Below are 13,070 nucleotides of genomic sequence, written 5' to 3'. Positions count from 1 at the left end.
TGCAGCCACAGGGATACAATGCCAACATTACCGCAACGACTGAACTAACGGTAGCGTTTTATAGGGCTATTTTGATCCTGTCCGGCGAGCCAGGCGAGCTTTTCGCCAATCTTGCCTTCAAGACCTCTGTTTGTGGGGTGATAATAGCGGGTTTGTGCCATTTCCTGCGGGAAATACTCCTCCCCGGCCGCGTAAGCGTTGGGTTCATCGTGAGCGTAACGATACTCCTGCCCGTACCCCATCTCTTTCATCAGCTTCGTTGGCGCATTACGCAGATGCACCGGCACATCGTAGTCCGGGCGCTCACGCGCATCTGACATGGCCGCTTTGAATGCGGTATAGACGGCATTACTTTTCGGCGCGCAGGCCAGATAGACAATCGCCTGAGCAATAGCGCGCTCACCTTCTGCCGGCCCGACGCGAGTAAAACAATCCCAGGCCGAAAGCGCCACCTGCATGGCGCGCGGATCGGCATTGCCAACATCTTCTGAGGCAATCGCCAGACAGCGACGCGCGACGTACAGCGGATCGCCACCGGCAGTGATAATGCGAGCGTACCAGTAAAGCGCGGCATCCGGCGCGCTGCCGCGTACCGACTTATGCAGCGCCGAGATCAGATCGTAAAAGCGATCGCCTTTGTTATCAAAACGGGCGCTACGCTCACCGGCAATTTCGGTCAACAGTTCCGGTTTTAATACCCGTTTGCCGGCGTCGTCGACTTCGGCCATATCGGCCATCATTTCCAGGGTATTCAGCGCCCGCCGCGCATCGCCGTTAACCAGTTCCGCAATTGCCCGACGCGTGTCGTCAGGCAGGACAATGTCCTGTCCGCCATAGCCGCGGGCTTTGTCGTCCATCGCCTGGGTGAGGACTTTTTCAATATCCTCGGTGGTAAGCGATTTAAGCAGGTAGACGCGCGCCCGGGAAAGCAGTGCTGAGTTGAGTTCAAACGACGGGTTTTCGGTGGTGGCACCGATGAAGAAGATGGTGCCATCTTCGATGTGTGGCAGGAATGCATCCTGCTGACTTTTATTAAAGCGATGGACTTCGTCCACAAAGAGGATGGTTCGTCGCCCGGCGTTACGGTTCTGCCGCGCGCGCTCAATTGCCTCGCGGATCTCCTTCACACCGGATGTGACGGCCGAGATGCGCTCGACGTCCGCGTTAGCGTAGCGGGCGATCACTTCAGCAAGCGTGGTTTTACCGGTACCGGGTGGTCCCCAGAGGATCATCGAGTGCAGATGCCCGGCCTCAATGGCCCGCGGCAACGGCTTACCCGCAGCCAGCAGGTGCTGCTGGCCAATATACTGAGCTAAATTTTCTGGCCGCATACGCGCGGCCAGAGGTTGAAACGCATTATCTGAAAAATCGAGCGACAGGTTGCCCACTCATGCCTCTTACTTACGTTGGTCGTCCACCGTTACGCCCTGCGGCGGGGTAAAGGTAAATTTAGATGCATCGACAGCGCCATTTTGCTGTGATTTGAGCTGATAGCTGCTGCGCTGATCGTCCTGCTCAACGGCGCCGAACTGATTGATGGTACCGTTGGTGCTTACATTGATGGTGAACTGCTTCAGGTTGCCGTTGCTGCCTTTTGGCGTCAGGACAAACTCATCACCGTTCTGCTTAATATTATACTGCTGCCAGTCGCTGGCCTGGTTACGGGCAATCAGCATAAAGGGCGTGTTGCTGGTCGCATCTTTCAGCCAGGTGGCGGTTGCCTGCTCAACAAACGGGTTGAAGAACCACAGGGTTTTGCCGTCAGAGACCAGGATGCTCTCATCAGGCTGAGTCATGTGCCAGTTGAAAAGATTTGGGCGTTTTACCCACAGATCGCCCTGGCCTTCCTGCACCGCATTACCGCTGCCGTCAGTCACTTTTTGCGTGAAGCTGGCGTGGAAGCTGCTCACTTTATCCAGGCGGCTTTTAAGGTCGCTGGCCGCATCAGCCCAGACGCTGCTGGCGACAAAACTGGTGAGTAATGCACAGGCGATTGCGATTTTTTTCATTGTTGTTCCTTAAAATACGTCATCCCGAAATGGGGTTTCCGTTTTCTATTCTGGACCTGCCCGCAGGCAGGTGACAGAAGAAAATGCTTAAATTTGGCTGATTTACCCTTCTTTGCACACGCTGAAGATCAATCAAACGGCGGCGGAGCCAGCACCTCACGGTTACCGTTATGCCCCTGCTCACTGACAATGCCCTGAGCTTCCATCTGCTCAATGATGCGCGCCGCGCGGTTGTAGCCAATACGGAACTGACGCTGAACGCCGGAGATCGACGCTTTGCGTTTTTCGGTAACAAAATTAACCGCCTGGTCGAATAACGGATCCAGCTCTTCGCCGCCGTCAAAGCCACCGCCGCCGCCTTCGCTTTCGCTGTCGGAGGTAATGCCGTCAACGTATTGTGGACGACCGCGCGCTTTCCAGTCCTGCACCACGGCATGCACTTCCTGGTCGCGAACGAATGCGCCGTGAACGCGCACCGGAGAGGTGGAGTTCGGGCCGGAGTAGAGCATATCCCCCATCCCCAGCAGCGATTCAGCACCGCCCTGATCAAGGATGGTACGCGAGTCAATTTTGCTTGATACGGTAAAGGCGATACGGGTCGGAATGTTGGCTTTAATCAGACCCGTAATGACGTCCACAGAAGGACGCTGCGTCGCCAGGACGAGGTGAATACCGGCCGCACGCGCTTTCTGTGCCAGACGGGCAATCAGCTCTTCCACTTTCTTACCGACGGTCATCATCAGGTCGGCGAACTCATCCACCAGCACGACGATGTAAGGCAGTTTTTCCAGCACCGGATGCTGGGCATCCATGCTATCGCCCGGTTTCCAGTATGGATCGGGAATTGGACGCCCCATCCGCGCCGCCTCGGCGATTTTCTCGTTATAACCGGCAAGGTTACGCACGCCCAGAGCCGACATCAGCTTATAGCGGCGCTCCATCTCGTTGACGCTCCAGCGCAGAGCGTTGGCCGCGTCTTTCATGTCGGTCACAACTTCCGTCAGCAGATGCGGGATCCCCTCATAGACCGACAGTTCCAGCATTTTCGGATCGATCATGATGAAACGGACATCTTCCGGCTGCGCTTTGTAGAGCATGCTGAGGATCATGGCGTTCACACCTACCGACTTACCGGAACCGGTTGTACCCGCGACCAGCAGGTGAGGCATTTTCGCCAGATCGGCTACCACCGGCTCACCCGCGATATCTTTACCCAGCACCACGGTCAGTGGTGAAGGGTTGTCGCGGAATTTGGTGTTGTCCAGCACTTCACGCAGGTAAACGGTCTGACGTTTTTTGTTCGGCAACTCAAGGCCGACATAAGGTTTACCAGGAATGACTTCAACCACACGAACCGCAACGGTCGACAGAGAACGTGCCAGGTCGCGGGACAGGTTTGAAATACGCGCGGCTTTAACGCCAGGCGCCAGGTTGAGTTCGAAACGGGTAATGACAGGGCCTGGAGAGTAGTTGACCACGTCCGCCTTAATACGGAAGTCAGCCAGACGCGCTTCTACCAGACGGGCCATTTGCTCCAGCGCGAAGGTATCGACCGGCTCAACTTCTGCTGGCGGCGGCGTTAACAGATCCAGCGACGGCAGAGGCGTGCTCGGACGTTGCAACGGACGACTGTCACCGTTACGCATCAGCAGCGGATGAATGAGACTTTCCTGCGGCTGTGCCTGAGGCTGCTGGAATTGCGGCTGCTGTGGCTGCTGTGGCTGCTGTGGCTGCTGTGGCTGCGCATAAGATTGTGGCGCAGGCTGCTGCGGCTGGGCGTAAGCCTGTGGCGCTGGGGCCGGCTGCTGACGCACCGGCTCGGCTTCCGGCATGACGCTCGGCGTGAACAGCGGTTCGCTCGGACCATCATCCACCAGATCTTTCATCGGTGAGAATTCGAAATCCGACAGCGAGAACGGGTTCGCACCAGTAGGCTGCTCGCCTGAATAGCGTTGCTGCTGGGTGGCCGCAAACTGGCGTGCTAATTCTGCCTCTGCGGCATCATCATCGTCCGCCTGAGCAGGATGATCGTGCTGATACTCCTCGCCATAGCGCTGATGCTGCTGTGCGGCGAACTGACGCGCCAGTTCGTCCTGCTGCATTTCATCTGCATCATCGTCGTAATCAGATTCACGGGCTTTCTCCTCAGCCATACGCTGAGAAGGCAGTTTAATGCCATAGGATGCCAGCTCGCGGCGGGTTGGCACACGCACGCGGTTAGGACGCGGCAACTGCGGGCCAATCCCCTCTTTTACCTGAGGACGTGGTGTTCCACCTGTCGCCAGGCTAAAGACCGGCGCCGCAGCCGAAGCGGCTGCTGTAGCCTGTTTCACGCTCTCTGCCACTGGTGCAACCGCAGGCGTTGAAGTAGCCGGCGGTCCGGAGAAAGAAGGTGTATTCACAACAGGCTCCTGCACCGGCTCGGGAACAGGCTGATACCATGCTGCCAGTTGCTCGCGCTCACGGGCACGGCGCTCTTCAACCTCTTCGAAATAGTACATTGGCGGACGAGAGGGTTTGACCTCTTCCACCACCTCAGGTTCTGGTTGAGGCGCGACGTAAGGCTCAGCAGGCGGAACAGGCTCAGGGACATACTCCTGATACGGTTGCGCGACGGGCTGCTCGTCGTACGGGTACCCCTGCGGCTCATGAACGGGCTCAGGCTGATAAGGTTGCTGCCACGGCTCCTGCTGGACCGGCGCATAGCTTTCTGGCTCTGGTGCGATAACCGGCTCTGGCGTATGAACGCCAGGCGCCGTTTGCCACTCTACCTGAGGCTGTTGAATAGCGGACTCGGGAGCGGGAACCGACGCAGACGGCATAACGGCTTCCGCTGGTGCAGCATAAGCCTGCGCCGCCGTGGTCGCGGCTGCCGCGGCGGCAACCGGTGCGGTAACAGAGTGACCGTTTAGCAGTGGATCGTATTCATCAAAATCGCCCGGCGTGGCGCGACTGCCAGAGAAAAGCACATCATCAGGATCGACGGCGGCACCGGCTGAACGGTACTCAACATGATCGTCTTCGTCCATGCGTTTACCGGAGAAGAGCGCCGCATCGGTTTTACGGCCCAGTGGGTTGGCAAATTTCTCGGCGACGCGCTGACGGCGTGCCAGTGCTCCACGCAAAATACGTGCACGACGAGATTCACGACGCTGTACGGGCGCATCGTCTTCCTCTTCGTACTCATCTTCATATTCGTCTTCATCGACCCATGTGTCGTCACGACGGGTACGGTTGCTGGCAAAGGTCAGAATAGTGAGGACAAAACTGCCGATCTTCTCGGCAATGCTCACCCACGACCAGCCGGTGAACAGCGTTAATCCTGCCGCCCAGATGCACAGCAGTGCCAGGGTACCGCCGCTGCTGTGAAGCATAGGCTGCAGTGCAGAGCTCAGCAGGCTACCGATGACCCCGCCAGACGCGAAATACCAGATGTCATCGGCGTTGATGGCTGCCAGCCCGCAGGAAGTGAGGATCAACGCCAGCGCGCCTATCAGGCGCAGCGAAACCGCGAAATAATCGATGTAGTCGTCATTCTGACGATGGCGCCAGGCAAACCAGCATCCGCCAATAATAATGACGGGAATGGTATAGGCCATCACACCGAAAATGAAAAACAGGGTGTCCGCAAGCCAGGCACCGGGAACGCCGCCTAAATTATGGATAGGCTCATGCCATGCAGTTTGTGACCAGCTGGGATCTGAGGGGTTGAAACTGAGTAAGGCTGCCATCAGCCAGACGGCAAAAAGGGCAATAACAATCAGCAACGCCTCAAGGAGCCGACGTCCGCTGCTTAGCTTCGATAATGTGACTTCTTTGTCTTCAGTGTATTCCTGGCTCAAGAAAGGCTCTCCAGGTATCAGGCATATCCTGCCTGTTTGCTAAAACGGACAACAGCGCCGGGACACCCCGGCACTGTTGCTGTATGGATTAACAGGAGTGTAATCAAACTACACTGATTTTGCACCTGTTCCGTGTTAGCGCGTCTTAATAACCAGACGATTGCTCTGTTTGACCTCTTCCATCACCACATAGGTACGGGTGTCGTTCACGCCTGGCAGACGCAGCAGGGTTTCACCCAGCAGCTTACGGTAGGCGGACATATCTGGTACGCGGGTTTTCAACAGGTAGTCGAAATCGCCAGAAACCAGATGACACTCTTGAATTTCTTCAAGTTTTTGTACAGCGGCGTTAAATTGCTCAAACACATCCGGTGCACCACGATTCAGAGTAATCTCAACAAATACCAGAAGTGAGGCATCCAGATAATGCGGGTTCAGCAGAGCCGTATAGCCCTGAATAAAACCCTGTCTTTCCAGTCGGCGCACACGCTCAAGGCACGGCGTCGGGGAAAGTCCCACACGTTTTGAAAGCTCGACGTTGGAAATACGCCCATCCTTTTGCAATTCATTAAGAATGTTACGATCGATACGGTCGAGATCTTTGCCAGGGCGCTTCTTGCTATCTACCATTATTATTGTCTCTCTGTATTCCTTCCCTACTCCTGCCTGGACCCTGTGCACATCACTGTTCAGAGCCTGTACCCGTTAGTCATCACATCGCCTGGTTATCTATTAGACGCGATGCGGATTCGGGTTCTGTTGGTAAGAAGACCGTTGCCCGAAGGCAGTCACCGACATCACGTATGGCGTCTGTCCACGCCATGCGTAGATTTCACTGACCCGGTAAAAATGGCATTTACATGCATGCCTATGCGGCACACGGTTAACGCGGTTTTTTTTCTTCCTTGAATGTTTTCGCAAAAGCGCAGGGGATTGTCAAAGCAAAACATCGATTTTTAGTACAACATGCCGGATATTCATTTCGGTGGGGTATTAATCCTCATTTTATTGCCTTATAAACAAGCGAATTTAAGAAGTAAGCCTGATGTTATAGCGCTCAATTTATCGTCATTGCCTATCGTACAGATTGAGATCAACATTGCTGTGCTCTTTTTTTACGGCAACAAATTCCCTACAATCCAGCCAACTGTCTGCCAACAACAATGGGGATCTCATGGGCACGGCCAAACACAGTAAGCTGCTAATTCTTGGTTCTGGACCTGCGGGATATACCGCGGCGGTCTATGCTGCACGCGCTAACCTGCAACCGGTTTTGATTACCGGTATGGAAAAAGGCGGTCAGCTGACCACCACCACTGAAGTGGAAAACTGGCCAGGCGACCCTAACGACCTGACCGGGCCGCTGCTGATGGAGCGTATGCACGAGCATGCGGCTAAATTCGAAACCGAAATTCTGTTCGACCATATTAACAAGGTCGATTTGCAGAACCGTCCGTTCCGCCTGACGGGCGACAGCGGCGAGTACACCTGCGATGCGCTGATTATCGCAACGGGCGCTTCTGCCCGCTACCTTGGCCTGCCGTCAGAAGAGGCGTTCAAAGGTCGCGGCGTTTCTGCCTGCGCAACCTGCGACGGTTTCTTCTATCGCAACCAGAAAGTCGCGGTCATCGGCGGCGGTAACACCGCCGTAGAAGAGGCGCTCTATCTGGCGAACATCGCTTCAGAAGTGCACCTGATCCACCGTCGCGACACTTTCCGCGCCGAGAAGATCCTGATCAAACGTCTGATGGATAAAGTGGCAAGCGGCAACATTGTGCTGCACACTAACCGTACGCTGGAAGAAGTGACGGGCGATCAGATGGGCGTTGCCGGTCTGCGTATTCGTGATACCCAGAACACCGATAACGTCGAAACGCTGGAAGTGGCGGGCCTGTTTGTGGCTATCGGCCACAGCCCGAACACGGCGATCTTCGAGGGGCAACTGGAGCTGGAAAACGGCTACATCAAAGTGCAGTCCGGTATTCACGGCAACGCGACCCAGACCAGTATCCCGGGTGTGTTCGCTGCTGGTGACGTCATGGACCACATTTACCGTCAGGCGATCACCTCCGCAGGCACCGGTTGCATGGCCGCGCTGGACGCTGAACGCTACCTTGATGGGCTGGCTGAACAAGGTAAATAATCTTTACAAGTCAGTAACAAACGTAAATAAAGGCGGCGATAAGTCGCCTTTATTGTCTCCTCGTTGTAACATTGCGCTGCCCACTTTCTAATAACATCACCTGCAAAGCACGCAATGGAAAAAACCCGTCAACAAGAGTTAACACGCTGGCTAAAACAGCAGAGCGTTCTTTCCCGCCGCTGGCTCATGATTTCCCGTCTTCTGGGACTGATCAGTGGTCTGTTGATTGTTGCCCAGGCATGGCTGCTGGCCCGCATTCTCAATCATATGATCATGGAGAACATTCCGCGTGAAGCGCTTCTGCTGCCCTTCATCGTCCTGATCCTGGTTTTCATTCTGCGCGCCTGGGTCGTCTGGCTGCGCGAACGCGTTGGTTTTCACGCAGGGCAGCATATTCGCTACGAAATTCGCCGACAGGTGCTTGATCGTCTTCAGGAAGCCGGGCCCGCATGGATCCAGGGAAAACCAGCCGGAAGCTGGGCAACGTTAATCCTTGAACAGATTGACGATATGCACGACTACTACGCCCGCTATCTTCCGCAGATGGCGCTTGCCGTCTGCGTCCCGCTGCTGATTGTGATAACCATTTTCCCTGTCAACTGGGTAGCTGCGCTGATCCTGCTGGGCACCGCCCCGCTGATCCCCCTGTTTATGGCGATGGTGGGGATGGGAGCGGCCGATGCGAACCGCCGTAACTTCCTTGCGTTGGGTCGCCTGAGTGGCCATTTCCTTGATCGTCTGCGCGGGATGGAGACGTTACGCATTTTTGGCCGGGGTGAAGCCGAAACGGAAAACATTCGCCTGGCGTCGCAGGATTTCCGTCAGCGCACGATGGAAGTGTTACGTCTGGCGTTTCTGTCGTCTGGCGTACTGGAATTCTTTACCTCGCTCTCTATCGCCCTCGTGGCGGTCTATTTTGGTTTCTCGTATCTCGGCGCGCTGGATTTTGGTCACTACGGTACGGCGGTAACGCTGTCGGCCGGTTTCCTGGCGCTTATTCTGGCTCCGGAATTTTTCCAGCCGCTTCGCGATCTTGGCACCTTCTACCATGCCAAAGCGCAGGCCGTTGGCGCGGCTGACAGCCTGAAAACGTTCCTGGAGACGCCGTTGGCGCATCCGGAGCGGGGAGAGGTAACGCTGAACGCCAATGAACCCGTTACCATTGAAGCACGTGATTTCTCTATCCTGTCACCGGAAGGGAAAGTGCTGGCTGGCCCACTGAACTTTACCTTACCCGCCGGGCAACGGGTGGTGCTGGTAGGGACCAGTGGTTCAGGGAAAAGCTCGCTGATTAATGCGTTATCCGGTTTTATGGCTTATACCGGCTCACTGCGCATCAACAAAACCGAACTGCGCGATCTCGATCCGAACGCCTGGCGAAAACAGCTCAGTTGGGTGGGGCAAAACCCGCAGCTGCCAGCCCCGACGCTGCGGGAAAACGTCCTGCTGGCTCGCCCGGATGCACGTGAAGACGAGTTGCAATCTGTTCTCGACCGCGCCTGGGTCAGCGAGTTTCTGCCGCTGCTTCCGCATGGCGTCGATACCGTTGTCGGCGATCAGTCTGCCGGGTTATCCGTGGGCCAGGCGCAGCGCGTGGCGGTCGCCCGCGCGTTGCTTAATCCATGCCAGTTAATGCTGCTGGACGAGCCAGCGGCCAGCCTGGATGCGCACAGTGAACAGCGCGTGATGGCGGCCCTGAACGCCGCCTCGCGGCAGCAAACCACCCTGATGGTCACTCATCAGCTGGAAGGCATTGCCGACTGGGACCAGATCTGGGTCATGGAAAACGGTCGTATTGTTGAGCAAGGCGATTACGCCTCTCTCGTTACCGCGCAGGGTCCTTTCGCTGCCCTGCTGGCGAATCGTCAGGAGGACATCTGATGCGTGCCCTGCTTCCCTATCTCGCGCTCTATAAACGCCATAAATGGATGCTGACGCTGGGCATCGTGCTGGCCATTGTGACCCTGCTTGCCAGCATCGGCCTGCTCACGCTTTCCGGCTGGTTCTTGTCTGCCTCTGCCGTGGCGGGGGTCGCCGGGCTCTACAGCTTCAACTACATGCTTCCGGCGGCGGGCGTCCGCGGCACTGCCATTACCCGTACGGCAGGACGGTACTTCGAGCGACTGGTCAGCCATGACGCGACATTCCGCGTGCTGCAACATCTGCGCATTTACACCTTCAGTAAACTGCTGCCCCTCTCCCCTGCCGGACTGGCGCGTTTTCGTCAGGGGGAATTGCTCAACCGTGTGGTTGCGGATGTCGACACCCTGGATCACCTCTACCTGCGCGTGATTTCCCCGATAGTCGGCGCGTTTGTGGTGATTGTGGTGGTCACGCTGGGTCTGTCGGTGCTGGATGTCGCTGTTGCGCTGACGCTGGGCGGGATCATGCTTTTGACGCTCATTATCCTGCCGCCGCTATTTTACCGCGCGGGTAAATCCACCGGAGAGAACCTGACGCGTCTGCGCGGGGAGTACCGCCAGCAGCTCACCTCCTGGTTACAGGGGCAGGCCGAACTGACGATATTTGGCGCCAGCGAGCGCTACCGTGCGCGAATGGAGAACACAGAACTGAACTGGCATGAAGCCCAGCGCCGTCAGTCTGAGCTTACCGCGTTCTCTCAGGCGCTTATGATGTTAATCGGGGGTGTCGCGGTCATCGCCATGCTCTGGATGGCGTCCGGTGGCGTTGGCAATAACGCACAGCCGGGCCCTCTGATTGCCTTGTTCGTATTCTGTGCCCTGGCGGCCTTTGAAGCGCTGGCGCCGGTGACGGGTGCCTTCCAGCATCTCGGCCAGGTCATCGCCTCTGCCCTGCGCATCACGGAGATTGCGGAGCAGGATCCGGAGGTGAAGTTCACCGCAGAGCAAACGGCCACGCCTGAGCAGGTTGCCCTGACGCTCAGTAACGTCACCTTCGCCTATGACAAGCAGGCACAGAATGCGCTGGAAGGCATCAGCCTCGCTGTGGATGCGGGTCAGCGGATTGCGATCCTCGGCCGTACCGGCTGCGGCAAATCCACGCTTTTGCAGTTGTTAACGCGAGCCTGGGATCCACAGCAAGGTCAGATTCAGTTTAACGGAACTCCGCTGACAGACTTCAGCGAACAGGCGCTGCGCAAAACCGTCAGCGTGGTTCCGCAGCGCGTTCATCTTTTCAGCGCCACGCTGCGCGATAACCTGCTGCTGGCTGCACCGGAAGCCACTGATGACGTACTCCGCGCCATGCTGGAGCAGGTCGGGCTGCATAAGCTGCTTGAAGACGATGGCCTGAACAGCTGGCTGGGTGAAGGCGGTCGTCAACTCTCTGGCGGTGAGCTGCGTCGTCTGGCGATTGCGCGCGCGCTGCTGCATGATGCGCCGCTAATGTTGCTCGACGAGCCCACAGAAGGGCTTGATGCGACAACTGAAAGCCAGATCCTTGATTTACTTGCGAATGTTATGGCCGGTAAAACCGTCCTGATGGTGACACACCGCCTGCGTGGACTGGCAAGTTTTGATCGGATAATTGTGATGGACAACGGACACATTATTGAGCAAGGTAGTCACGCAGAGCTGTTGACGAAACAGGGTCGCTACTACCAGTTTAAACAGCGTCTGTAGACTATATTTGTAGCGTCCTCACTCGCGTACTGGAGTTTTGCTGTCATGCGCCTGGTCCAGCTTTCTCGTCATAACATTGCGTTCCCGTCGCCAGAGGGAGCGCTGCGTGAACCCAATGGGCTGCTGGCACTTGGCGGCGATCTCAGCCCTGCCCGGCTCCTGATGGCCTACCAGCGCGGCATATTCCCGTGGTTTTCACCTGGCGACCCTATTTTATGGTGGTCTCCCGATCCGCGCGCCGTGCTCTGGCCCACGCAGTTTCACCTGAGCCGCAGCATGAAGCGTTTCCACGCAAAATCACCGTACCGGGTCACATTGAATCACGCCTTCGGTCAGGTGATAGAAGGGTGTGCGGAAGACCGTCATGAGGGGACATGGATCACCCGCGATATCATCACTGCCTATCATCAACTGCACGAGCTTGGCTACGCCCACTCCATTGAGGTGTGGGAAGGTGGCGAACTTGTTGGCGGTATGTACGGCGTCGCGCAGGGGACGTTGTTCTGCGGTGAGTCGATGTTCTCCCGGGCGGTAAACGCCTCGAAAACGGCCCTGCTAGTTTTCTGCCAGGAGTTTGCTCAGCGCGGCGGGCAGTTGCTGGATTGTCAGGTTCTGAACGAGCATACCGCCTCCCTCGGTGCGGTTGAAATCTCCCGCCGCCACTACATTGAGCACCTGGATAACTGCCGTCAGGAGAAGCTGCCGCGCGATTTTTGGGTACCGCGGACACTCTTTATGCCCAATGTCTAAATGTTTTCCGCATATTTTTTATGAGGGTGTTATAATTATGCCGCAGAGTAGCTTCTGCCTGTTGCCCCGCCGCCGTTTGGGACCTTCGCTTCAGATAACGTCCTGACGTTTATCCTGTTGTATCCCCTTTACGAATGCGCTTTCCGTTCGGTTGTACCGTGACGCTTGGGCAATGCGCCGAAACTGTTTTGCTGCGTTTTAAACGCGCAATTCTTTACTTAATTGATGAATTTCGGCATTATCTTGCCGGTTCAAAACTTGGTAGTGATACCCCAGAGGATTAGATGGCCAAAGAAGACAATATTGAAATGCAGGGTACCGTACTTGATACGTTGCCTAACACCATGTTTCGCGTAGAGCTGGAAAACGGTCACGTGGTAACTGCGCACATCTCCGGTAAAATGCGCAAAAACTATATCCGCATTTTGACGGGCGACAAAGTGACTGTTGAACTGACCCCGTACGACCTGAGCAAAGGCCGCATTGTCTTCCGTAGTCGCTAATTGTTTTCGCCTGTAATGGCAGATGAATATTTAATAAGGCCGGGAAATTCCCGGCCTTAAATTTATGAAAAACCCTACCCTCTTTTATACAACCGCCTTTCCTGCCGGGTGGCGCTACGGTATGAACCGGAAACATGGGTGACACTTTAGACCGGATACATGGGTAACAGTTATAACTGGCATAGAAGAGGAGACTCGCTATGCCCTGGACTGAGACCCGA

General features: G+C 56.2%; 9 protein-coding genes. 5 read left to right on the top strand and 4 right to left on the bottom strand.

Annotated elements, in window-relative coordinates; genetic code table 11:
• Window positions 1-44 precede the first annotated feature (44 nt).
• The 4 genes from rarA to lrp all read right to left on the bottom strand — a co-directional run bounded on the left by rarA (window position 45) and on the right by lrp (window position 6,481).
• On the bottom strand, window positions 45-1,388 hold the full coding sequence (gene rarA / locus AC2FAK_RS12960; protein ID WP_029882995.1) for a replication-associated recombination protein RarA: 1,344 nt from the start codon (window positions 1,386-1,388) through the stop codon (window positions 45-47).
• A gap of 9 nt (window positions 1,389-1,397) precedes the next feature.
• Window positions 1,398-2,009 carry an outer membrane lipoprotein periplasmic chaperone LolA gene (lolA, locus tag AC2FAK_RS12955; protein WP_013097319.1) on the bottom strand — a complete coding sequence of 204 codons (612 nt, stop codon included), beginning with the start codon at window positions 2,007-2,009 and terminating at the stop codon, window positions 1,398-1,400.
• 128 nt (window positions 2,010-2,137) lie between these two features.
• On the bottom strand, window positions 2,138-5,851 hold the full coding sequence (locus AC2FAK_RS12950) for a DNA translocase FtsK (RefSeq protein WP_095455487.1): 3,714 nt from the start codon (window positions 5,849-5,851) through the stop codon (window positions 2,138-2,140).
• Between the two features lie 135 nt (window positions 5,852-5,986).
• A complete protein-coding gene (lrp, locus tag AC2FAK_RS12945; protein WP_000228469.1) occupies window positions 5,987-6,481 on the bottom strand; it encodes a leucine-responsive transcriptional regulator Lrp in 495 nt (164 codons plus the stop codon).
• Window positions 6,482-7,025: 544 nt separating this feature from the next.
• Here lrp and trxB point away from each other — a divergent pair.
• From trxB to infA, 5 genes are all read left to right on the top strand, one after another.
• On the top strand, window positions 7,026-7,994 hold the full coding sequence (gene trxB, locus AC2FAK_RS12940; RefSeq protein WP_013097321.1) for a thioredoxin-disulfide reductase: 969 nt from the start codon (window positions 7,026-7,028) through the stop codon (window positions 7,992-7,994).
• Window positions 7,995-8,108: 114 nt separating this feature from the next.
• Window positions 8,109-9,875 (top strand): heme ABC transporter permease/ATP-binding protein CydD, encoded by a 1,767-nt coding sequence (gene cydD, locus AC2FAK_RS12935; protein ID WP_013097322.1) that lies wholly within the window; start codon window positions 8,109-8,111, stop codon window positions 9,873-9,875.
• Entirely contained in the window at window positions 9,875-11,596 is a 1,722-nt protein-coding gene (gene cydC, locus AC2FAK_RS12930) for a heme ABC transporter ATP-binding protein/permease CydC (protein WP_095455486.1), read from the top strand. The genes cydD and cydC overlap by 1 nt, the downstream gene beginning before the upstream one ends.
• Before the next feature lie 45 nt (window positions 11,597-11,641).
• A complete protein-coding gene (aat, locus tag AC2FAK_RS12925) occupies window positions 11,642-12,346 on the top strand; it encodes a leucyl/phenylalanyl-tRNA--protein transferase (protein WP_013097324.1) in 705 nt (234 codons plus the stop codon).
• Between the two features lie 284 nt (window positions 12,347-12,630).
• A complete protein-coding gene (gene infA, locus AC2FAK_RS12920; protein WP_002211347.1) occupies window positions 12,631-12,849 on the top strand; it encodes a translation initiation factor IF-1 in 219 nt (72 codons plus the stop codon).
• Window positions 12,850-13,070 lie beyond the last annotated feature (221 nt).

The organism is Enterobacter cloacae complex sp. 394F7 (genome assembly GCF_057320385.1).
This window is presented reverse-complemented; position numbering and strand designations above follow the sequence as displayed.

Coding starts and splice junctions, on each gene's coding strand:
- trxB (WP_013097321.1), top strand. CDS start 7,026: ATGGGCACGGCCAAACACAGTAAGCTGCTAATTCTTGGTTCTGGACCT.
- lrp (WP_000228469.1), bottom strand. CDS start 6,481: ATGGTAGATAGCAAGAAGCGCCCTGGCAAAGATCTCGACCGTATCGAT.
- cydC (WP_095455486.1), top strand. CDS start 9,875: ATGCGTGCCCTGCTTCCCTATCTCGCGCTCTATAAACGCCATAAATGG.
- aat (WP_013097324.1), top strand. CDS start 11,642: ATGCGCCTGGTCCAGCTTTCTCGTCATAACATTGCGTTCCCGTCGCCA.
- lolA (WP_013097319.1), bottom strand. CDS start 2,009: ATGAAAAAAATCGCAATCGCCTGTGCATTACTCACCAGTTTTGTCGCC.
- cydD (WP_013097322.1), top strand. CDS start 8,109: ATGGAAAAAACCCGTCAACAAGAGTTAACACGCTGGCTAAAACAGCAG.
- infA (WP_002211347.1), top strand. CDS start 12,631: ATGGCCAAAGAAGACAATATTGAAATGCAGGGTACCGTACTTGATACG.